General features: G+C 46.0%; 21 protein-coding genes. 12 read left to right on the forward strand and 9 right to left on the reverse strand.

Translation table 11 applies throughout. The features are described from left to right. The first annotated feature begins 4 nt into the window (after nt 1-4). From aat to infA, 3 genes are all read left to right on the forward strand, one after another. Nucleotides 5-715 (forward strand): leucyl/phenylalanyl-tRNA--protein transferase, encoded by a 711-nt coding sequence (gene aat, locus DVO77_RS15630; RefSeq protein ID WP_119978959.1) that lies wholly within the window; start codon nt 5-7, stop codon nt 713-715. Continuing rightward, complete coding sequence (locus DVO77_RS15635) at nt 705-1427, forward strand: arginyltransferase (RefSeq protein ID WP_119978960.1); 723 nt, start codon at nt 705-707, stop codon at nt 1425-1427. Before aat ends, DVO77_RS15635 begins: the two co-directional genes overlap by 11 nt. A 114-nt stretch (nt 1428-1541) precedes the next feature. Next, nucleotides 1542-1760: a translation initiation factor IF-1 gene (gene infA, locus DVO77_RS15640; protein WP_005500725.1), complete on the forward strand. Its 219-nt coding sequence runs from the start codon at nt 1542-1544 to the stop codon at nt 1758-1760. Between the two features lie 183 nt (nt 1761-1943). On the opposite strand, the gene clpA is transcribed toward infA, so the two are convergent. Next, nucleotides 1944-4199, reverse strand: a complete 2256-nt coding sequence (clpA, locus tag DVO77_RS15645; protein ID WP_110456174.1) for an ATP-dependent Clp protease ATP-binding subunit ClpA — start codon at nt 4197-4199, stop codon at nt 1944-1946. A gap of 34 nt (nt 4200-4233) precedes the next feature. After that, nucleotides 4234-4542, reverse strand: a complete 309-nt coding sequence (gene clpS, locus DVO77_RS15650) for an ATP-dependent Clp protease adapter ClpS (protein ID WP_110456175.1) — start codon at nt 4540-4542, stop codon at nt 4234-4236. A 244-nt stretch (nt 4543-4786) separates the two neighbouring features. On the opposite strand from clpS, the gene cspD reads away from it, so the two are divergent. Beyond that, complete coding sequence (gene cspD / locus DVO77_RS15655) at nt 4787-4993, forward strand: cold shock domain-containing protein CspD (protein WP_028764803.1); 207 nt, start codon at nt 4787-4789, stop codon at nt 4991-4993. A 110-nt stretch (nt 4994-5103) separates the two neighbouring features. On the opposite strand, the gene DVO77_RS15660 is transcribed toward cspD, so the two are convergent. Continuing rightward, the gene (locus DVO77_RS15660) at nt 5104-7323 is read right to left on the reverse strand and encodes an NADP-dependent isocitrate dehydrogenase (protein WP_119978961.1); all 2220 of its coding nucleotides are present in this window, start codon (nt 7321-7323) and stop codon (nt 5104-5106) included. A gap of 421 nt (nt 7324-7744) precedes the next feature. On the opposite strand from DVO77_RS15660, the gene DVO77_RS15665 reads away from it, so the two are divergent. The 6 genes from DVO77_RS15665 to DVO77_RS15690 all read left to right on the forward strand — a co-directional run bounded on the left by DVO77_RS15665 (nt 7745) and on the right by DVO77_RS15690 (nt 13433). Then, a complete protein-coding gene (locus tag DVO77_RS15665) occupies nt 7745-8359 on the forward strand; it encodes a pseudouridine synthase (RefSeq protein WP_249038191.1) in 615 nt (204 codons plus the stop codon). A 28-nt stretch (nt 8360-8387) separates the two neighbouring features. Then, nucleotides 8388-8837, forward strand: a complete 450-nt coding sequence (locus DVO77_RS15670) for an NUDIX hydrolase (RefSeq protein ID WP_119978963.1) — start codon at nt 8388-8390, stop codon at nt 8835-8837. A 180-nt stretch (nt 8838-9017) separates the two neighbouring features. Then, nucleotides 9018-10133, forward strand: coding sequence for a tRNA 2-thiouridine(34) synthase MnmA (mnmA, locus tag DVO77_RS15675; RefSeq protein ID WP_119978964.1), 1116 nt, complete (start codon nt 9018-9020; stop codon nt 10131-10133). Between the two features lie 3 nt (nt 10134-10136). After that, complete coding sequence (gene hflD, locus DVO77_RS15680) at nt 10137-10754, forward strand: high frequency lysogenization protein HflD (protein WP_119978965.1); 618 nt, start codon at nt 10137-10139, stop codon at nt 10752-10754. A gap of 32 nt (nt 10755-10786) precedes the next feature. After that, nucleotides 10787-12157, forward strand: a complete 1371-nt coding sequence (gene purB, locus DVO77_RS15685) for an adenylosuccinate lyase (RefSeq protein ID WP_110456180.1) — start codon at nt 10787-10789, stop codon at nt 12155-12157. Between the two features lie 148 nt (nt 12158-12305). Continuing rightward, a complete protein-coding gene (locus DVO77_RS15690; protein WP_119978966.1) occupies nt 12306-13433 on the forward strand; it encodes a ribosomal protein uL16 3-hydroxylase in 1128 nt (375 codons plus the stop codon). Nucleotides 13434-13523: 90 nt separating this feature from the next. Here the strand turns inward: DVO77_RS15690 and DVO77_RS15695 are convergent, their stop codons facing one another. Then, nucleotides 13524-13973, reverse strand: a complete 450-nt coding sequence (locus DVO77_RS15695) for a DUF4826 family protein (protein WP_110456182.1) — start codon at nt 13971-13973, stop codon at nt 13524-13526. A 313-nt stretch (nt 13974-14286) separates the two neighbouring features. Between DVO77_RS15695 and DVO77_RS15700 the strand changes: the two genes are divergently transcribed. Then, nucleotides 14287-15324: a Glu/Leu/Phe/Val dehydrogenase dimerization domain-containing protein gene (locus DVO77_RS15700; RefSeq protein WP_110456183.1), complete on the forward strand. Its 1038-nt coding sequence runs from the start codon at nt 14287-14289 to the stop codon at nt 15322-15324. A 311-nt stretch (nt 15325-15635) separates the two neighbouring features. After that, nucleotides 15636-15980 (forward strand): hypothetical protein, encoded by a 345-nt coding sequence (locus tag DVO77_RS15705; protein WP_110456184.1) that lies wholly within the window; start codon nt 15636-15638, stop codon nt 15978-15980. A gap of 172 nt (nt 15981-16152) precedes the next feature. Here the strand turns inward: DVO77_RS15705 and DVO77_RS15710 are convergent, their stop codons facing one another. From DVO77_RS15710 to ppsA, 5 genes are all read right to left on the reverse strand, one after another. Next, complete coding sequence (locus DVO77_RS15710) at nt 16153-16584, reverse strand: PliI family lysozyme inhibitor of I-type lysozyme (RefSeq protein ID WP_119978967.1); 432 nt, start codon at nt 16582-16584, stop codon at nt 16153-16155. A gap of 69 nt (nt 16585-16653) precedes the next feature. Continuing rightward, a complete protein-coding gene (locus DVO77_RS15715; protein WP_110456186.1) occupies nt 16654-17070 on the reverse strand; it encodes a MarR family winged helix-turn-helix transcriptional regulator in 417 nt (138 codons plus the stop codon). Between the two features lie 142 nt (nt 17071-17212). Next, entirely contained in the window at nt 17213-17662 is a 450-nt protein-coding gene (locus tag DVO77_RS15720) for a DUF1285 domain-containing protein (protein WP_119978968.1), read from the reverse strand. Further along, nucleotides 17655-20699, reverse strand: coding sequence for a D-2-hydroxyglutarate dehydrogenase YdiJ (gene ydiJ, locus DVO77_RS15725; RefSeq protein WP_119978985.1), 3045 nt, complete (start codon nt 20697-20699; stop codon nt 17655-17657). Before ydiJ ends, DVO77_RS15720 begins: the two co-directional genes overlap by 8 nt. A 104-nt stretch (nt 20700-20803) precedes the next feature. Further along, entirely contained in the window at nt 20804-23173 is a 2370-nt protein-coding gene (gene ppsA / locus DVO77_RS15730; RefSeq protein WP_119978969.1) for a phosphoenolpyruvate synthase, read from the reverse strand. Nucleotides 23174-23221: the final 48 nt, after the last annotated feature.

Raw genomic sequence — 23221 nt, forward strand, 5'->3', positions numbered from 1 at the left:
AATTGTGAACTCACTGTCCTATTTAAATCATGAACTCGTCAAGTTCCCCTCGCCAGAGCTCGCATTGACTGACCCTAATGGCCTATTAGCCATAGGTGGCGATCTGCAGCCACAGCGATTACTCAATGCCTATTATGAAGGGATTTTTCCTTGGTTTAACGAAAATGATCCTATTTTATGGTGGTCACCCGATCCTCGCGCAGTCTTTGTCCCCGGCAGCATGAAAGTCAACCGACGCTTAATTCGTGACATCAAAAAGCGTGACTGGCAGTTCAGCGTCAACCTCGCGTTTAAGCAAGTGATCCATTATTGCGCTCAAACCCGAATGGAAAATGAAGGCACCTGGATCACTGCAGACATAGAGCAGGCCTATACTCGCTTACATACTCAAGGTAAAGCTCATTCAATTGAGGTCTGGGATAAAGGTTGCTTGATCGGCGGCTTGTATGGCTTGGCTATCGGCCAAATCTTTTGTGGCGAGTCGATGTTTCATCTGCAGAGCAATGCTTCAAAGGCGGCCATGATGATGCTACATCAACACCTTTTAGCTCACCAATTTAAGCTAATCGACGCCCAAGTAGTCAACCCACACTTGGTGTCACTTGGTGCTAAAGCTCTTAAACGCAGTGATTTTATCAACTTGTTAAAACGCTTTCGGGATACCGAAGTCGACCCACTAACTTGGCAACCGAGACAGGTGCACCTTGACCTCTAAATCCGACACCATTCAAGTGGGCCTGACTAATACGTTTGCCTGCAGTTATTTACCCGAGCGGCAAGAACAATTAATGGTGCTGCAAGAGGATAGCTTTAATATCAACCTATTTGAGCAACTACTTGGACTGGGGTTTCGCCGCAGTGGTGATACTTTGTATAAACCCCATTGCCCACATTGCTCAGCCTGCATGCCAATTCGCATCCCAGTTAAGCAGTTTAGCCTGTCGAGACGGCAAAAACGGACCTTAAAAAATAACCGCGATCTCAGTTGGACAATCGTCACCACTACCACTGACGAACACTACCAGCTATATCACGATTATATAGCGCAGCGGCACAGTGACGGCCCCATGTACCCGCCATCGAGGGAGCAATATGATCATTTTATTCATTGCGCTTGGCATCAACCTCTGTTGATTGAAGTTCATCATAATCACACGCTTATCGGCGTTGCTGTCACAGATATCCTGCCAAACAGCCTGTCGGCAATTTACAGTTTTTTCTCACCCAATGAAGACAAACGTTCCTTGGGTGCCTTAATGATCCTAATCCAATGTCGCTTAGCTAAGTTAATGAACAAAGAGTTTGTCTATTTAGGTTATCAAATAGATGAGTCACGAAAGATGAATTACAAAAAAGCTTACCAACCTTATGAGATATTGACCGCAACGGGTTGGCAGCAAAGTGGATCTTGTCATACAAAACCGTAAAATAACGGTCAATTGTTATTTACTAGGATAACGAAGCACCTCTTTACAGCAGACCGATTTTGCGGCATGATACGCCCGTTTTTAATATTTGAAGGCTAACAGGATAACTGATTAATGGCGAAAGAAGACAACATTGAAATGCAGGGCACTATTCTTGAAACCTTGCCAAATACAATGTTTCGAGTAGAGCTAGAGAATGGTCACGTAGTAACGGCCCATATCTCAGGCAAAATGCGTAAAAACTACATTCGTATTCTTACGGGTGACAAGGTCACAGTTCAGCTGACCCCTTATGATTTGAGCAAAGGGCGCATCGTCTTCCGTTCACGCTAAAGTTAGCTAACGAGTTATTAAAAGCCGGCAAAGCCGGTTTTTTGGTTTACTAGATTTAGTTTCATATTGTAGTTTTACACAACTAAAGTCAGTGGACTCTGCATTATCTATGCATATTTTACCGAACGATAGATAGCAAAAAGGCTGCAATTGCAGCCTTTTTTAATGGATGGTTAATCCACTTTAGTGGGTCACTTTTTCGAGGCGCTCAACCTTGATAGTCAACTTATCACCATCAACATCTACCCGAGCAGTTCCCCCCTTCTCTAGCTGGCCGAATAAGATTTCATCGGCAAGTGGCCGCTTGATAAGTTCTGTGACCACACGCGCCATTGGGCGAGCCCCCATCGATTTATCATAGCCTTTTTCAGCCAGTAAGGTTCTGGCTTCATCGCTCACTTCCAGTGTGACAGCTTTGTCGTCTAGCTGGGCTTGCAGCTCAACTAAGAACTTATCGACCACTTTGGCGATAACCGTCATATCTAAGTGATTAAACCAAATAATCTCATCTAAGCGATTTCTAAACTCAGGTGAGAACACGCGATTGATCTCTGACAGTGCATCTTGACTATGATCTTGTTGCTTAAAGCCAATGGATTTACGCACCGTCTCCTGCACACCGGCGTTAGTGGTCATCACCAAGGTAACATGCCTAAAGTCAGCTTTGCGGCCATTATTATCGGTTAAGGTGCCGTGATCCATCACCTGTAACAGCAAGTTATACACATCGGGATGTGCTTTTTCTATCTCATCAAGCAAGACTACGCAGTGAGGATTTTTGATCACAGCATCGGTTAACAAGCCCCCTTGATCGTAACCCACATACCCTGGAGGCGCACCGATGAGCCGCGACACTGTATGGCTCTCCATATATTCGGACATATCAAAGCGCACTAGGTTAAGCCCTAAACATGCCGCGAGTTGACTGGTCACCTCGGTTTTACCCACCCCGGTCGGACCGGCAAATAGGAAGCTACCAACAGGTTTGCCTTCGCCGCTAAGCCCACTTCGAGACAAGCGGATAGCTGCACTCAGGGCTTCAATAGCCTTGTCTTGGCCAAACACCACCATCTTCAGGTTGCGCTCAAGGTTTTTGAGCATATCCTTGTCAGTGGCCGATACGGACTTCTCAGGGATACGTGCAATTTTAGCGATGATCGCCTCAATCTCACTTTGACCTATGGTTTTTTTACGTTTGCTCGCAGGCAACATCGCCATTCTGGCGCCTGCTTCGTCGATCACATCAATGGCTTTATCGGGTAGGTGCCTGTCGTTAATGTGCTTATCAGACAAGCGCGCCGCCACGCTCAGTGCAGCTAAGGTATAGCGCACCCCATGATGCTCTTCATATTTTGACTTAAGCCCTTGCAAAATCTTAGTGGTTTCAGCCACCGAAGGCTCATTAATGTCCACTTTTTGGAAACGTCTAGCCAGTGCGCGATCTTTCTCAAAAATACTCTGATATTCTTGAAACGTGGTCGAGCCCATACAGCGTAAGTTACCGCTTGAGAGCAGAGGTTTTAGTAAGTTTGAGGCATCCATCACACCACCAGATGCCGCACCAGCTCCTATGATGGTATGAATTTCATCGATAAACAAAATCGCATGTTCATCTTGCGTCAACTCTTTTAATAACCCTTTAAATCGCTTCTCGAAATCGCCTCTATACTTTGTGCCCGCAAGTAAGGCGCCTAGATCGAGCGAGTATACCGTCGCACTCGCCATCACTTCGGGTACCTGCTCATTAACGATACGATAGGCTAACCCTTCGGCGATGGCTGTTTTACCAACGCCCGCCTCGCCGACCAATAACGGATTATTTTTGCGGCGGCGACATAAAATCTGAATCGAGCGTTCGATCTCTTCTGTTCGCCCAATCAGGGGATCGATATTCCCTTTACGCGCTTCTTCGTTAAGATTAGCGGTAAATTGGGTTAACTTGCTGCGCTCTTCAGTTTCTGCATGTTCTTCTGCCTGCTCTGGCTCCTGAGCATTGTCCATATCGTCTCTACCAACCCCATGAGAGATGTAATTGACCACATCTAAACGGGTCACTTCGCTGTTACGCAAGAGATAGACGGCTTGCGACTCTTGCTCACTGAAGATGGCCACCAGCACATTGGCGCCTGTGACTTCGTTTCGACCAGAGGATTGCACATGAAACACAGCACGTTGCAGTACGCGTTGAAAACCGAGTGTCGGTTGAGTTTCTCGCTCGTCTGCAGGATCGGAGATGACCGGCGTGGTTTGTTCGATGAAGCTAGACACCTCTTCTCTGAGTTTATCGAGGTTAGCGCCACAGGCCAATAACGCCTCTTGTGCAGCCGGATTATCGATTAAAGCCAGTAACAGATGCTCTACGGTCATATATTCGTGACGTGCGTCTCTGGCTTGTTGAAACGCCAGATTCAGTGTCACTTCAAGATCTTTATTTAGCATAAGCACCCCCTAAATTAATCACACACTTCGAGATTCAGGCTTTCTCTAATGAACACAGTAACGGATGTTGGTTTTGTCTTGCAAACTGGTTTACTTGAGCAACCTTAGTTTCTGCAATACCAAACGGAAAAATGCCACAGATCCCCTTACCTTGGTGATGTATCGCTAACATAATATCTGTGGCTTCTTGTTCGTTTTTTCTGAAAAAGAGTTGTAAAACCTCAATCACAAAATCCATTGGGGTGTAATCATCATTATTTAAAATGACTTTATACATTGATGGCGGTGAGATCTCAGCTTCAACACGCTCTTCAATGTGTTCGATATTTCCTGCTTTACCCATCTTTAAATATTAGCCTCTAGTTTTGGCTTCTACCAAATGTTGATATTTTACTTTCACTCACCATAACAGTCATCCGACCAATAGCCCAATGATCACTATTTTTTACCTATATGTTGATTTATTGTTAAATTAATCTTGACATCCGCTTTTACTGATTACATTCTGTTCATTGAGCGGTGAATTCTCCCCGCATCATTAGTTTTACTATCTTACTGGTCAGTAAACAACAGAAGGAAGTGGAAGTATGGCAAACGGAACTGTTAAATGGTTCAACAACGCCAAAGGATTCGGGTTTATCTGCCCTGAAGCTGGTGGTGAAGACGTCTTCGCACACTATTCTACCATCGAAATGGAAGGCTATCGAACTCTAAAAGCAGGCCAACCCGTCCAATTCGAGGTCGAACAAGGGCCAAAAGGGATGCACGCATCGGCAATATCACCGACTAAATAAGCGGGTGATACAACAAAAAAAGGCAGGATATTCCTGCCTTTTTTATTGGCTAATTAGGTCGACAAAAAGGGAAGCCTATTGGCTTCCCTTTGCTCACCACAATGACTGTCTTAGCTTAATAAACTATTTAACGTCGCACTAGGGCGCATGGCTGCCTCGGCTTTGGCCGCATCTAAGCGGTAATAGCCGCCTAAATCCACTGGCGCGCCTTGAGCCGCATTTAACTCGGCAACAATTTTAGCTTCATTGTCACTTAATGCTTGAGCCAATGGAGTAAAGTAAGCCTTGATGTCAGCATCGTTATCTTGAGTTGCTAACGCCTTAGCCCAATACAGCGCAAGATAGAAATGGCTGCCACGGTTGTCTAACTCACCCACACGGCGTGAAGGCGAGCGATTTTCATCTAAGAATTGACCGATAGCAATATCGAGTGCATCGGCTAACACTTGCGCCTTAGGGTTATTGTAGTTCTGGCTTAAGTGCTCTAATGATGCCGCTAATGCCAAAAACTCGCCTAATGAATCCCAGCGCAGATGCCCCTCTTTTTCGACCTGTTGCACATGCTTAGGAGCACTACCACCCGCCCCCGTTTCAAACAGTCCACCGCCGCTCATTAACGGTACGATAGACAACATTTTAGCACTGGTGCCAAGTTCTAAAATGGGGAAAAGATCGGTGAGGTAATCACGCAGTACGTTACCAGTGACCGAGATGGTGTCTAGGCCAGCTTTAATACGCTTGAGTGAAAAACGAGTCGCTTCAATCGGCGACATAATGTGGATCTCAAGCCCATCGGTATCATGCTCTGCAAGATATTTGTTCACCTTAGCAATAAGCTGCGCATCATGGGCACGAGCTGCGTCCAACCAAAATACCGCTGGCGTCGCTGATAAACGAGCACGGTTAACAGCCAATTTCACCCAATCGCGAATAGGCGCATCTTTAACCTGACACATTCTCCACACATCACCGGCTTCCACTGTATGCGCCAGTAACACATGACCGTCGGTATCAACTACCTTAACCACACCATCGGCTTGAATTTCGAAAGTTTTATCGTGGCTACCATACTCTTCAGCTTTTTGAGCCATCAAGCCAACGTTGGGGACACTGCCCATAGTAGTTGGATCGAATGCGCCATGTTCTTTACAAAATTGAATGGTCTCTTGATATACACCGGCATAACAGCGATCTGGGATCAGCGCCTTGGTATCTTTAAGCTTACCATCGGGGCCCCACATTTGGCCTGAAGAACGAATAGCAGCTGGCATAGAGGCATCGATAATCACATCACTTGGCACATGTAAGTTAGTGATACCACGGTCAGAATCAACCATAGCCAATGCGGGACGCTGGGCATAAATTGCGGCGATATCTGCCTCTATTTCAGCTTGTTTTTCAGCTGGGAGTGTCGCGATTTTGGCATACACATCACCAAAACCGTTATTCACATCAACCCCAATCTCTTCAAACAACTCACCGTATTTAGCAAACAGCTCTTTGTAGTAAACCTTGACTGCATGACCGAATAAAATCGGATCAGACACTTTCATCATGGTGGCTTTAAGGTGCAACGATAACAGTACGTCCTCTTCTTTTGCCGCCTCAATTTCACGTTCAAGATAAGTGACCAATGCTTTCTTGTTCATGGTTGACGCATCAACCACTTCACCGGCCTGTAACGCTAAACCTGACTTAAGAACCTTGTGCGAGCCATCGGCACCTTCGAACACGATATCCACAGAAGTAGCGGCTTCAAGGGTCACTGATTGTTCTGTACCATAAAAATCGCCCCCCTCCATATGAGCAACGTGTGACTTAGAGTCACGGCTCCATGCACCCATTGAATGAGGATTTTTCTTGGCATAATTTTTAACTGATGTGGGTGCACGGCGATCTGAGTTGCCTTCACGTAGCACAGGGTTTACGGCACTCCCCTTAATCTTGTCGTAACGGGTTTTGATTTCAACTTCGGTGTCATTTTTAGGTTCATCAGGATAATTAGGTAGCGCATACCCTTTATCTTGTAGCTCTTTGATACAGGCTTTTAACTGTGGGATCGAGGCACTGATATTAGGCAATTTGATGATATTGGCTTCAGGCTTAGTGGCTAATTCACCCAACTCTGCTAGTGCATCGGATATCTGTTGCTCAGGTGTCAAATAATCAGGGAAGTTGGCAATGATACGGCCTGATAATGAAATATCACGGGTTTCGACACCGACACCCGCCGCAGCGGTAAAGTTTTTAATAATAGGTAGTAGAGATAAAGTAGCTAATGCGGGGGCTTCATCGGTCTCGGTATAGATAATCGTTGGATTGTCGTTCATGTTATGTCCTACGTTTTAGTAAAATAAAGCGTTAATAAATCAAGTGACTGTTCTATGTTCTATTTTTTCATATGACGAGAGTCAAACTCGTCAGGAGTACGCAGATAACCTAGGTAGAGGAGCCAATCAACTTCACCACATAAACCCGAATGGCGCATGGGCTTTCGCAGCGAGCCGAGTCAATGCAACACCACTCGCACCAACCTCTCAAAAAGCAACTACGTTTTGCTATCGATCACATTTTAATGGCCGACATCATAAATCATTCACCACAATATTCAAATTCCACTAATGGCGAATGCACAGTACAATGTCACGAATCGAATACACTACGCCAGAAGTTTTCCTTGTGAGTTCATCAAAATCAGTAAAAGCCAAACCTTATTCTCGTCGCGGCCAATCCGCACTATCGCCAACCAAGATGGCAATGGGTAAAGCAGCGGCTAGCTCAAAATTTAAAAGAGCCAAAAAAACCAGTAAGCCACGGGCAGAAAAACCAGTTATCGTACTGTTTAATAAGCCATTTGATGTATTGTGCCAGTTTACAGATGAGCAAGGCCGCCAAACCCTTAAGGATTTCATTCCCATAAAAGAGATCTACGCCGCAGGTCGATTAGATAGAGACAGTGAAGGGCTACTGCTACTGACCAATGACGGCCAACTGCAGGCGAGCATCACCGAACCTAAAAAGCAAACTTACAAAACCTATTGGGTGCAAGTAGAAGGCGCCCCTACCGCAGAGGCATTACAAGCACTGCGTCAAGGGGTGCAATTAAAAGATGGCTTAACCCTACCCGCTAAGGTTGAAATCATGACTGCGCCTGATGTCTGGCCTCGGCATCCGCCCATTAGAGAGCGGCAAAACATCCCGACGACTTGGCTCAGCATTGAGATCTGCGAGGGGCGTAATCGGCAAGTCAGGCGCATGACCGCCCATGTAGGTTACCCGACACTCAGATTAATTCGTTATAAAATAGGCCAATGGAACCTAGATGGAATTGCTAACGGTGAATATAAAGTGCTGCCACAAACCTAAGCCTGTTGATAACGACTAAAGGACCGCGATGTATCGTTATAAACCTAATGTCACCGTTGCCTGTATCATAAAGTGCAAGGATAAGTATTTGATGGTCGAAGAGTCTATCGATGGCCAGCTGCGTTATAACCAGCCCGCGGGCCATCTTGAAGCTCATGAAAGCCTACTCGAAGCTTGCCAACGAGAGGTACAAGAGGAAACCGGGCTCAAGGTGACCCCGCAATCTTTAATTGGCGTTTATCAATTTCAGGCAAATTCTGAACTCGCCTTCCTGCGTTTTACCTATTTCTGCCAACTCGATAGCCAACGTACGCCGCATCCCCAAGATAGCGCCATCAATCGCGCATTATGGCTGAGTCTTGCAGAGATCCAAGCACTTAATCACCAGCTGCGTAGCCCATTAGTTCTCCAATGTATTGAAGATCAGCTACAAGGAAAACAATTTTCGACTGACGTGGTTAATTGTCAGTTTCTCTAGTTAGCTACCGCGCATAATGCGTGATAGAATATGCCCCCGCATATACGGCGTTGAGTGTGCATTTGTGGCTCCTGATCTCTTGTTTATCAAGATGCGGTTGAGCGCAACGACACTCGACAGTAAAGCGGCATTAACCGCTGCGCCGTAGCAACACAATTTTTTAAACGGTTTTTAGGATCTATGGCACTAATCGAACCCAATCCAAACGCAAAAAAAGTCATCGTCGGTATGTCTGGTGGTGTTGATTCATCTGTTTCAGCTTATTTGCTGCTTAAACAGGGCTATCAAGTCGAAGGCCTGTTTATGAAAAACTGGGAAGAGGATGATACCGACGAATATTGCGCTGCCGCCGATGACCTAAAAGATGCACAAGCAGTATGCGATAAGCTGGGCATCACCTTGCATACGGTCAACTTTGCCGCAGAATACTGGGATAATGTATTTGAGTACTTTTTAGCCGAATACAAGGCTGGCCGTACCCCAAACCCGGATATCATGTGCAATAAAGAGATTAAATTCAAAGCGTTTTTAGAATTTGCCGATGAAATTTTAGACGCCGACTATATCGCCATGGGCCATTATGTGCGCCGCAGCGATGCCTCAGGCCAAAGCCAAATGCTACGTGGTGTCGACAGCAATAAAGATCAAAGCTACTTCCTCTATACCTTAAGCCATGAGCAAATTGCTCGCTCGCTGTTCCCAGTCGGTGAGTTGCAAAAAAGTGAAGTACGCGACATCGCTAAAGAGATGGGGCTTATCACCCATGACAAAAAAGACAGCACTGGAATCTGCTTTATCGGCGAGCGCAAATTTACCGACTTCTTGCAAACCTTCCTGCCTGCACAGCCCGGTAAAATAGAGACTGCTGAAGGTGAAGTGATTGGCGAACACCAAGGCTTGATGTACCACACCTTAGGCCAGCGTAAGGGCTTGGGCATTGGCGGCATGAAAAACAGTGGCGACGATCCTTGGTATGTCGTTGATAAAGATCTCGAGCGTAATGTGCTCGTCGTAGGTCAAGGCGGTCAACACCCAAGATTAATGTCGGTTGGCTTCTATGCCGATCAGCTGCATTGGGTTGACAGAAAAGGCCCACAAGATGGTGCGCAGATCACCGTCAAAACCCGCTATCGTCAGCGCGATGTAGCTTGTAGCCTCACCTATGAAGGTGAAGATCGCATTAAAGTGATTTTTGATGAACCCGTTGCCGCAGTGACTCCTGGGCAGTCGGCCGTATTTTATGACGGTGAAGTCTGCCTCGGCGGCGGTATCATAGATTCGTTAATAAGAGAGTAAAACGTGAGTGAGCCTATTTTCGACCGGACCATGGCTTTTGCCGGCATTTTGCAAGCCATTTCGCTAGTTCAGCGAGTGGCTCGCCATGGTCAAGCAGACAATGATGCCATCGCGGCCAGCCTTAATAGTATTTTGGTTACCAATCCTGACAGTACTAGCGAGGTCTATGCCGATAAAGTGGCTCTCAACCAAGGCTATCAGTTGATCCTCAATCAACTGGGTGATGACAAGCAAAAAGATGTCGAGATCACCCGTTATTTAATCGGCATTTTGGCCCTTGAGCGCAAACTGGCACGCTCATCGAATGCCATGGGCATGCTGGCTGAGCGCATCAATCAGGTGCACCGCCAGCTGCACCACTTCTCGATAACAGACGATCAAGTGATTGGTAACTTTGCCGGTATTTATAGCGATATTATCAGTGATTTGGGGCCAAAAATTCAGATCTCCGGCAATCCTGAGTTTCTGAAACAGCCACTCGTTCAGCAAAAAATTCGTGCCCTGCTGCTCGCCGCCATTCGCAGCGCAGTATTATGGCGCCAACTGGGAGGCAAGCGCAGACACCTTGTCTTCTCGCGTAAAGCAATAGTTGATACAGCAAAGAAAAGCCTAACCCTATAAATAATAAGCTAAGTTCATTAAAGGAGCTTCTAATGGAACTTTCCGCACTAACTGCTATCTCTCCGGTAGACGGTCGTTATGGTAGTAAAACCGCCTCATTACGAGGGATTTTCAGCGAGTACGGCCTGACCAAATACCGTGTTCAAGTCGAAATAAACTGGCTAAAGCTGCTTTCTAGCTGTCCAGAAATTGAAGAAGTTCCACCATTTAGCGAAGCGGCATTAGCACTGCTCGATCAAATCAAAGATAACTTCAGTGAAGAGGACGCGCTACGGGTCAAGGCCATTGAAGCCACCACCAACCATGACGTCAAAGCGGTTGAGTACTTTATCAAAGAAAAAATCGCCGATAACGCCGAATTAGTCGCTATCGATGAGTTTGTACACTTTGCCTGTACCTCTGAAGATATTAACAATCTGTCGCATGGTTTAATGTTAACCGATGCTCGCGAGCAGGTGCTTGTACCTTACTGTCAGCAAATCGTCGATAGTATCAAAAAGCTAGCAGCTGAATATCGCTCAGTCCCATTGATGTCACGTACCCACGGTCAACCTGCGTCACCTTCGACTCTGGGTAAAGAGATGGCTAACGTTGCCGTACGTCTTGAACGCCAACTTAAACAAATTCAAGCTGTTGAGATCATGGGTAAAATCAATGGTGCAGTGGGTAACTATAACGCCCACCTATCGGCTTACCCCGAAGTGGATTGGCACACGCTGTCACAGCGTTTTGTGACCAGCCTTGGCCTTAACTGGAACCCATACACCACCCAGATTGAGCCACACGATTATATCGCTGAACTGTTCGATGCTGTTGCGCGTTTTAACACGGTCCTGATTGACTTTGACCGCGACATTTGGGGTTACATTGCCTTAGGTCACTTTAAACAAAAAACCATTGCTGGCGAAATTGGTTCATCAACCATGCCGCATAAAGTTAATCCTATCGACTTTGAAAACTCAGAGGGTAACTTAGGTATTGCTAATGCCATCATGGCGCACCTTGCAGCAAAACTACCAGTATCAAGATGGCAACGTGATCTGACTGACTCTACGGTTCTGCGTAACCTAGGTGTCGGCATGGCGCATGCGCTGATAGCTTACCAAGCAACCTTAAAAGGGATCAGCAAGCTTGAAGTTAACGAAACCCACCTGCGTGATGAGCTTAATCAAAACTGGGAAGTACTAGCAGAGCCGGTACAAACAGTGATGCGCCGCTACGGTATTGAAAAGCCATACGAAAAGCTCAAAGAGCTAACCCGTGGTAAACGTATCGATGGTGAGCAGCTCGCACAATTTATCGATAATCTCGAGCTACCTGCAGAAGTTAAAGTTGAGCTGAAAAAAATGACGCCAGCTAACTACATTGGCCGCGCCGAAACTTTTGTCGACGAACTAAAGTAAGCGACTAACATTAGCGTTTATAAAGGCGGTGAGCTAATGCTTACCGCCTTTATTGTTTTAAGCCCTTTCGATACACACTAGTCGCTATACTGAACTGTTATTGAATAGGCTATTTTATTGCCTCTCCTTCAACTAAGGTTATTACGCCATGTATACACTCAATTTCGATCTGCAAGATTTTCTCAACCACTACTGGCAGAAACAACCATTAGTGATTAAAGCCGCCTTTAAGGATTTTAACGATCCTATTTCGGCTGATGAGCTGGCTGGATTGGCCTGTGAGGAGGAGATTGCTTCTCGCATTATTTTAACCAAACCCGATAATTGGGAAATCATTCAAGGCCCTATCGAAGATTACGCCCCCTTTGGCGAAGACAACTGGCAGCTGTTGGTACAAGCAGTTAATCACTGGTATCCAGACGCACAACCGCTAGTCGAGGCATTTAGATTCATTCCTGACTGGCGCTTTGATGACTTAATGGTGTCATTTGCCACTCCAGGGGGGGGCGTTGGCCCACATATTGATAATTATGATGTGTTCTTATTGCAGGGCGAAGGCAAGCGCCGCTGGAAAGTGGGCCCGCAAGGCACTTATTCCCCCAGAGGTGGCGATACTCACACGGCTCTTATCGATGATTTTGAGCCCATGATTGATGTGGTTCTCGAAGCGGGGGATATGCTCTATATTCCACCCGGTTTTCCGCACCGTGGAGAAACGCTTGAAACGGCACTGAGTTACTCTATCGGTTTTCGAGCCCCAAGCCAGCAAGAGTTAATCAGTGGTATTGCCGATCACCTGATCGACACCAATAGTGGTAATAAACGCTTTACCTCTAACCAAGAGCCTAACAGTCCAGGGTTATTGCCCACAGCGCAACAGACCCAAATGCTGGCACTACTAAGCGAACTCTTAACCCAGCCAGAACATTATCAGCAAGTGTTAGGACAACTACTGAGCCAAAATCGCTTTGAGCTGGATATATGCGATCCCGATGGCCAGCATACTAATGATGAGCTGATCGAAGCCTTACAAGATGGTGCAACGATCCAGCGAATTGGCGGGCTAAAAGTGATCCGTTTAGAAGATGACAACCAACTAAGGTTATTCATTAATGGTGAGATCTATCGATTCGATAGCATTGAGCTCAGCATCCTAGATACCCTAGCCAACCAGTTTAGCTTCGATAACGACACCGCATTAGCGCTATGTAAACAAACGACGGTAGCCGATTATTTTATCTGGTTACTGGATCAAGGTTACGCATACCTCGCCTAGTGGACTTAGATCACCGCTATATAGGCACAAAAAAAGCCGTTTGCCCTTGTATTAGGCAAAACGGCTTTTTATCGTTTCGCGTTTAAAACGCTATGCGCTTTGCCATAATTTATCATCGTTATGGATCTGATACAGACTCTCAGCACGGGAGATCAACAACTGAGCAAATTTAGCTTGAGTTGGATCTTTTGTCGCACCAGAATTTTTCAAGTTTTCCGCTTTTAACTGCCATATCATCGAAAAATGACGGATCGCATCACGCGCCGATGTGGCCACCTTTACGTCCACATAATCTGACGGTAAATCGCCCGACATCACCCAAAAAGTTTGTGGCTTAGGTTGCTTAGACTCCATCTTCCACACCGCTAAATAAGGTGCAAGGTAGCGACTCTCGGCAGCGATCACCTTACTGGGGATCACCCCTTTTTCGGCTAAAAAACGATTGGCTTTTTGAAAGTGTTCCCTGATCCACTGCTGGGTAAGTGCTTCTTGCTCTTGTTCACTCAAAGGTTGAGTTTGATCGACTGCTTGTTCCGTCATACTGCTTCCTATTGTTGTTATAATATTGGCGTCATTGTCTGTGCATCGACTATCTACACCGGTAGGCTAAACCTTATAGCCACTGGCGATGAGATCACTACCATTATCTTGATATCAGGTAAAAATAACCGCCAAGCTTACGTTAACGTAAAGTGGAAAGCTAAATTGCCACCTACATCACGATAATAACTCATCTTTAGCTTTGTTGAGAGTATCGCTAAATGTTATCGTTCTGCAATAAATATAACAAGCCGTCGAAGTCGCCTATTTGTTGTACCTCGGCGTTTTAATTCCCAAGTGGAGAACACCTAAAGTGGCAGTATTCAATCATATCTCATTTGACGATCATGAACAGATCGTATTTTGTCATGACAAAGAAAGTGGCTTACGCGCCATTATTGCAATTCATAACACTAACCTTGGCCCTGCAGTCGGTGGCTGTAGAATGTGGAATTATGAGTCAGACGATGAAGCCTTAACTGACGTTTTGCGTCTATCACGCGGTATGACTTATAAAAATGCACTGGCTGGATTAGCCATGGGTGGCGGAAAAGCGGTTATCATCGCCGATCCAAAAATGGAAAACCGTGAAGCCTTGTTCAGAGCCTTTGGTCGTTGTGTTCACAGCTTAGGCGGCAAATACTACTCGGCTGAAGATGTCGGTGTATCGACGGCCGATATTATGATTGCTCACCAAGAAACGCCTTTTGTGGCTGGCCTAGAGGGCCAAAGTGGCGATCCATCACCTCACACGGCGCTAGGCACCTATTTAGGCATTAAAGCTGCAGTTAAGCATCAGCGTGGTATCGACAGTCTTAAAGGGCTTAAAATTGCAGTACAAGGCGTTGGACACGTTGGCTATTACCTGTGTCGTCACCTGCATCAAGAGGGCGCTGAGCTTATCGTAACCGACATTCATCAATCATCATTGGACAAAGTAGCGACTGAATTTGGCGCAACGGTTGTGGCTCCGCAAGATATCTATCACCAAGATGTCGATGTTTATGCCCCATGTGCCCTTGGCGCAACCATTAACGACACCACTATCCCCTTGTTAAAAGCCAGCATCGTAGCCGGTTGCGCCAATAACCAACTTGCTGAAGCGCGCCATGGTGAGAAGTTGAAAGAGTTAGGCATTCTCTATGCACCTGATTATGTCATCAACGCAGGTGGCATCATCAACGTATCGTTTGAGAAAGACTATGATCAGGCACAGTCGACCGCTAAAGTGGAAGAGATTTACAACACGCTACTGAAAGTCTTTGAGTTATCTGATGCGCAAAATCGTACCACCGCAGACGTGGCTGACGAACTAGCACGCGCGATTATCAATGGTAATAACATTAGCTAGCCTTATGCTAACCTCTTATTCATCTGAGTAAGAGCACAATCGTATTGTGATTATGCCACCGCTCATGTCGGTGGCTTTTTTTAGCATTTATGCCATCCCACCTTAATAGCAGCAATTGCGTTTACGTGATTTTTGGAGGTTAAAATTCCCCTCACTCCTGACATTCACTTAGCCCAAATACCATTACACAAAATTTATGTTTGCCAGCAATGAGATAAGTTTTATCCACCGAATATTCATATAAGCGTACTGGAAAATGTCATATACCTCTGCTTGAATTAAAAGCTCATTATGAGTGTCGGGAGACCACTATGATCAGTTTCAAATACGACTTTACTCAAGATGTTGTGGAGTTACAGGCCAGCGATTGGTGTGGCCTTGAGCAGGTATTTGTTAACGGTAAGCGTGTATCTCGCAAGCTTAATTTTGGCCCCAAGAGCGAACACCAAATCAAATTACACGATGGAAAACCCTGTAAGTTTCAACTTTTTATTGACCCAAATAGCGAGCAGATGATTTGCCGCATCTACAAACACAATCGACTCATCACCAGTATCAAGCAAGGAAAACAGAACTTGCTACAAAGTCGGCAGCTGCTGCAAGGTCTGGTTTTTTTTATTGCAGTTTGTAGTCTAGGAATGTTACTGCTGGTATAAGGCCTACACTCTTGATTTGCTCTGAATGGGCAAACGGCATTGCAAAATTAAATTTGCAGGCCAAGTTATTCAATACAATCCACCGCAATTTAACGACAACGCCCTAGTTAATAATTGTTGGCTGTTGGCTGTTGGCTGTTGGCTAATTCACTATAACGAATCAGCCAGCGATTTAACACAATGATAATTGTTCACCATTCACACACACATATTGGCGTGTGTGGTAATCACCACTGCCAGCAGTCACCATGGTCACCGCCAGTTTTTGTTGCTTAGGGCCATTTTCAATCAAGAGTGAATTAAGCACACTGCCACTTCGGGAAAATGAGACTGAGGTAACAAAATCTCCTACCTCAAGGTTGCGGTACAAGGCAACATTAACACTGCCAATAGAGCGAGGCTCTAACGCACCTTCGGCGACGACCAAGCTGTAGCCATTAGCCAGAGAGAATGACTTGGCGTAGGTTGCGGACATAGAGGAATCAGATATCTGCGGTTGTGTATCTTGCATTAGCTGAGGTGCTGGCGTATTGCTATTTGTACTAACCGAGCAGCCTGACATAGCAATAACCGACAAGACAATAAGCGGCAATTTGGTACGCATAACCATTATCCTCGACGAATTAATAGGTAAATCTCATAAACATAGAGTTGTTCGCTTTTAAGTTCGCGCTTACGAAAGACGGTTAATTTTATTCAATAAATGAATAAACTGCTCCGACTCAGCCTCACTTAAATTAGCCAAGAAGCGCTCATTTATCCATTCAGCTTCACGCGTTAAATCTTGTTCTAAAGCTTTAGCACTGTCGGTGAGAAATATTTGAAACGCTCGGCGATTATCGGCTTCTTGATGGCGGGTGATTAACCCTTGTACCTGCAGCTGATCGAGTAGTCGAGTCATGGTGTAATTAGCGACATCACAGCGTTTTGACAGCTCAGTCTGAGTGATACCCTCTTCTTGCCATAAGGCAAACAGCACCGGCCAGAGTTTGATATCTAAATCATAGCGCTTGAGCCGCTCATCGAGCGCCTTTTGTAGACTGATATTTAGGTGAGATACTAAGTATCCCAAACTTTCATAATGTTTCAATCAGCACCTCCCGCATCAAGAGCCTACTATTAATACTACCACTTGGCTTTAAAGAAACTAGCTTTAGGCACAACTAAATAAGTAAGTAAAACCATTCGCGTTATCAAATAATCACTTAGCTAGCTTGCATAGAGTAGGTTCTTTAACCTAACTCAGTATCATCGACTAGAAACTGTTCAATAAAGCGGTAATAACAAGCCCGCCCCAATTTTGCCGATAAGCCTTTGGGGAGTAATACGAAGATATCTTGTGCTTGGATCTCAAAGCAATGGCGACTGTCGAGCATAAACTGGGTATCTAGCGAGGTGGTGACCTGCAACTGACCCGACCCAATCTCTTGAAAATCAACAATCAGTAGTGGATAAGCCTCAACCTCGACACGCACTTTTTCCACCGGCGTTATTAAAAAATAATCGCCCTCAAGCCGCTGTAAGATGCTGCTAAATAAACGACTAAACTTATCTGGTAATAAGCCTTGCTGATAAAACCACTCACCTTGGGCATTGATAAAAAACAGCGGCGTGTCATCGCACACACTCACGCCCTGAGTCAGTTGGTGTAATTGGCTATCCACTGCAGTAATATCACTCATGACTAAGCAAGGTTAATAAGGCCTGCAGCGGATGTTTAGGTTTAAAGCCACCAAATCGCTTCACTTGGCTACGACAGGAATAACCAGATACCAGCACCTGCTCTGGCGGTAACTGTTTAATGGCGCCATCCCAAGACATATCAAATAAGGCTTTAGAGCGGGTGTGGTTTTCACTTTCATGGCCATAAGTCCCTGCCATGCCACAACAGCCTAAATTAACGGTATTGAGTGTGGCACCAAAGCGTTTAAAAATCGCCTGCCATTCATTGCCGGTATTGGGTTTAGCGGTCGATTCGGTGCAGTGACTAAACCAGGTAAACACCTTATCGGCCGGCGCCAACGGAGGGAGCGTCTGGACAATATCCAGTAACCACTCATTGACCAGTTGCACATTGAAATCGCCGCGGTTATCACCGAGCACCTCTTTATATTCATCACGATAACAGAGCACCATAGCCGGATCGACCCCAATCATCGGCATTCCCAGTGCAAAAATGTCATTTAAGAAATCAGCACTCGATTGCGCCGTTTTAGCAAACTTATCCAAAAAGCCCTTTATATGTATTGGCTTACCATTAGGCTTAAAGGGCAATAATATCGGCTTAAATCCGAGTTTTTCGATAAGTTTCACCAAGTGATAAACGGTATCGGCTTCGTAAAAACTGTTAAAAGGATCTTGCACCACCAGCACATAACGGCTGCGCTCATCTTGAGGGATCTGCTGTAGCGCCTCTAGATCATAACCTCGGCAGCTGTGGTTCTCTAATTTTTGCTTCAAAGTGGGAACGGATAATGCTGGCGCATCGACATAGCCAAGGGACTTTTTTATCACCCATTGGCTAACCGGGTTTTGCGATACCGCATTGGTGACTCTTGGCATCATTGCCATTAGCGGCAGCGAGTCTTCTATCCCAGCGACTAAATAATCCTTAGCTGGACGCAGATAACGCTGATAATAGATATTGAAAAATTGCGCTCGAAACTTGGGCACATCGACTTTGACGGGGCACTGAGAGGAGCATGCCTTACAGGCTAAACAGCCTTTTAATGATTCCATCACTTCATGAGAATAATCATATTCTTTATCTATCTTTATGGTATTTTGCACACGTTGTAGCCAGCCTAGCGGCTTGGCTTTAGCTAAGGCCTCGACATCGACGCCCTCAGCTTCTAATAGCCGTAGCCATTCACGCATCAGCCCTGCGCGACCTTTGGGCGATTGCACACGATCGCCCGTGACTTTAAATGAAGGGCACATAGGCGAATAGACACTGTAATTAAAACACAAGCCATTACCGTTACAGTTCATCACATCAGGAAAGGCTTCCCGGGTAGTCACCGGAATTTGCCTGTCGAACGCGCCACGTTTGGCACTGTCGACATTGTATCTCAGCGGTCCACTGTTTTTAGGCGCCACCAGCTTACCGGGATTAAGCTTATTGAGTGGATCGAATAAGCCCTTCACCTCCTCTAGCAGACCAAACAAGGTCTCGCCAAATACCGCAGGACCATATTCACCGCGCACCCCTTTACCATGTTCGCCCCACATCAAGCCGCCATACTTAAGGGTAAGCGCGGCCACTTCATCAGACACGGTTCTCAGTAAGCGCTCGTCATTGGGGTCGCACATATCAAGCGCAGGACGCACATGCAGCACCCCAGCATCCACATGACCGAACATGCCATATTGCAGCTGGTGGCTGTCAAGCAGCGCCCTAAACTCCATAATGTAATCGGCGAGTTTTTCTGGCGGCACCGCGGTATCTTCGGCGAAGGCGATAGGCTTACGACTGCCTTTGGTGGCTCCGAGCAAACCCACCGCTTTCTTGCGCATGGCATAAATGGTGTTGATGGATCCTTTATCCGCCGTCACTTGATAACCTAACAAGCCATCTTTTTGCTGAGCTATCTGAGTATCGAGCATCTCACATAGCAAGTTCACTTTATGCTCGACCTCATCGGTTTCGCCTGCAAACTCCACCATGTTTAGGCCGTCGATAATCTTACCTGGAATATCGTCGATTAATGATGAAACCGAATGCCAGATAATGTCTTGCTTAGCTAAGTTAAGAACTTTTGAGTCGACCGTTTCAACCACTGTGGCATTGGCTTTGACTAGGTCGGGAGCATGACGCAGCGCCGATTGAAATGAGTCATATTTAATATTGACCATCATACGGGTTGTCGGCAATGGCGTGATATCCAATTTAGCTTCGGTTATCACCGCCAGCGTACCTTCTGAGCCGGTCAATATACGCGATAAGTTGAACTGATCTAGAGTGTCATTCCAGACATTTTTTAAATCATAACCGGTTAAGAAACGATTGAGCTTGGGAAAACGCGCCTCCACTTCAGCGCGATGATCTCGGGTCATCTTGGCAATATCACGTTGCAGCACTTGGCCTAAATCAGGGGTTCCCTCTTGCTCAAGTGCCTGCAGTTGAGCGTAAGTCAATGGGCCTGTTTCCAGCACGCTGCCATCATATAGCACGCTTGAAAGCGCCAATACATGATCGGAGGTTTTACCATAAACGAGCGAGCCAGCACCTGATGCATCTGTGTTGATCATGCCGCCCAACGTGGCGCGGTTTGAGGTTGATAAGTCAGGACTAAAAAAATAACCATGAGGCCGCAGCGCATCATTTAGCGCATCTTTTACCACCCCGGCCTCGACCCTCACCCAGCCTTGCTCGGCATTCACCTCGAGCACTCGATTCATATAACGCGACAAGTCCAGAATTAAACCATGGGTTAATGACTGACCATTGGTGCCTGTTCCGCCGCCACGGGCACTGAACACCACCTTGGTAAAGGCAGGCTTAGTGGCCAATTTTAATGCAATACGCACATCGGTTTGATTGCGTGGATAGAGCACAGCTTGGGGCAAGAATTGGTAGACAGAGTTATCTGTAGCCTGAGCGAGTCGCGCGCTATAGCGCTTATCAATATCGCCAGTAAAACCGCTTTCGGCTAACGCATCGAGAAAATCGCAATATACGGGCTCTAGCGTTTGTTGATGAGATAACTTAGGTAGCATGCTGGTTTCTGCTTTGTCGTCTTTAAAGAGTGCTGCCATTATAAACAAAAAAAAGCCGCTAAAAAGCGGCTTTTTTCAATTAGCTTATTCTATTTTAAGAATAATTAACCGTGAGCTTCACCTAGGTATAACCAAGTGTCGATAACGGTATCTGGGTTTAGTGATACAGTATCTATGCCCTGCTCAACTAACCATGCAGCAAAGTCTGCGTGATCTGATGGTCCTTGACCACAAATCCCCACATAAGCGCCTTTGGCTTTAGCCGACTTAATTGCCATAGCCAGTAAGACTTTAACCGCTGGATTACGCTCATCAAACAGATGACTGATGATGCCTGAATCTCGGTCAAGACCTAGGGTTAGCTGAGTTAAATCGTTTGAGCCAATAGAGAAACCATCGAAGTACTCAAGGAACTGATCGGCCAACAAGGCATTAGAAGGTAACTCACACATCATGATGACACGTAGACCATCTTTACCGCGCTCAAGGCCTTGCTCTTTCAGTAGCTCAATCACTTGTGCCGCTTCTTCAAGGGTACGTACGAATGGGATCATGATCTCAACGTTTGTCAGACCCATCTCACCGCGCACACGCTTAATAGCTTCACACTCGAGGGCGAAACAGTCACGGAACGCTTCAGAAATATAACGGCTTGCACCACGGAAGCCCAACATTGGGTTCTCTTCTTCTGGCTCGTAACGGTCACCGCCGACTAAGTTTGCGTACTCGTTAGACTTAAAGTCTGACATACGTACAATCACTTTCTTAGGATGGAAAGCCGATGCAATAGTCGCAATACCTTCAACCAGACGTGCCACATAATATTCAACAGGTGATTCATAACCTGCGATCATCTCGTGGATCTCTTGTTGCAGCTCAGCACTTTGGTCGTTGAACTCAAGCAAGGCTTTCGGGTGAATACCAATCATACGGTTGATGATAAACTCAAGACGCGCAAGACCCACACCTTCATTAGGCAAACGAGCAAAGTCGAATGCTCTATCAGGGTTACCCACGTTCATCATGATCTTCATTGGCAGTTCAGGCATAGAATCGACGCGTGATGACATCACTTCGAAGTCTTGAATACCTTGATAAATAAAGCCGGTATCGCCTTCAGCACAAGAGACTGTAACCTCTTGACCATGCTTAATCTTGTCGGTGATGTCGCCACAACCCACAACCGCAGGAACGCCAAGTTCACGGGCGATAATCGCCGCATGGCAAGTACGGCCACCACGGTTAGTAACGATAGCACTTGCGCGCTTCATGATAGGTTCCCAATCTGGGTCTGTCATGTCGGTAACCAACACGTCGCCTTCTTGGATTTGGTCCATATCTTCAATAGAAGACAGTACCTTAGCAATACCATTACCAATCTTATGGCCAATGGCACGACCTTCACCAATCACATCACCCTGGGTTTTAAGGTGATAGCGCTCGATGAGCTGCACATCTTCGCGTGAACGCACGGTTTCTGGGCGTGCCTGAACGATATAAAGTTTGCCGTCGTTACCATCTTTTGCCCACTCGATATCCATTGGACGACCGTAGTGCTGCTCGATGACCATGGCTTGCTTAGCAAGTTCCATCACTTCTTCGTCATTGATAGAGAATTGACGACGCTTATCAGCAGCCACATCTTCAATCTTAACTTGTTTACCGTGACTTAAGTCATCAGAGTAAACCATCTGAATAAGCTTGCTGCCGATATTACGACGAACAACCGCCTTGTGACCGGCAGTTAAACTTGGCTTGTGTACGTAAAACTCATCTGGGTTCACCGCACCTTGTACGACCATTTCACCTAGGCCAAATGATGATGTAATAAATACCACATCATTGTTACCCGACTCGGTATCCATGGTAAACATCACACCTGATGCAGCAGTATCGGAGCGAACCATACGCTGTACACCGGCTGAAAGTGCTACGCCTTTATGATCGTAACCTTGATGTACACGGTATGAGATAGCTCGGTCGTTAAACAGTGAAGCAAAAACGTGCTTAATCGCTACCAGTACTGATTCATATCCCTTAACATTAAGGAAAGTCTCTTGCTGGCCGGCAAATGAAGCATCTGGCATATCTTCGGCTGTCGCTGAAGAGCGAACGGCGAAAGACGCGTCTTTGGTTTCTGAGGAAAGCTTGTCGTACGATTCACGTACAACCTGCTCAAATTCGCTATGGAATGGGGTGTCGATAACCCACTGTCTGATCTGTGCACCGGCTGTAGCGAGTGCATTCACGTCATCTACATCTAGAGAATCTAGAGTGTCGTATATCTTCTGGTTAAGTCCGCTTTGTTCAAGAAATTCATTGAACGCAAAAGAGGTGGTCGCAAAGCCACCAGGCACTTGAACACCTGCATTTGCTAGATTGCTGATCATCTCTCCAAGTGAGGCGTTTTTACCGCCAACCTTGTTGACATCACCCATGCCTAATTCTTGATACCAGAGTACATATTGCTGCACAGTTCTATCTCCGCAAGTTTATTTCAGTGTGGCCCTTTCACACGAGGG

The organism is Shewanella algidipiscicola, assembly GCF_003605125.1.
GTDB lineage: Bacteria > Pseudomonadota > Gammaproteobacteria > Enterobacterales > Shewanellaceae > Shewanella > Shewanella algidipiscicola.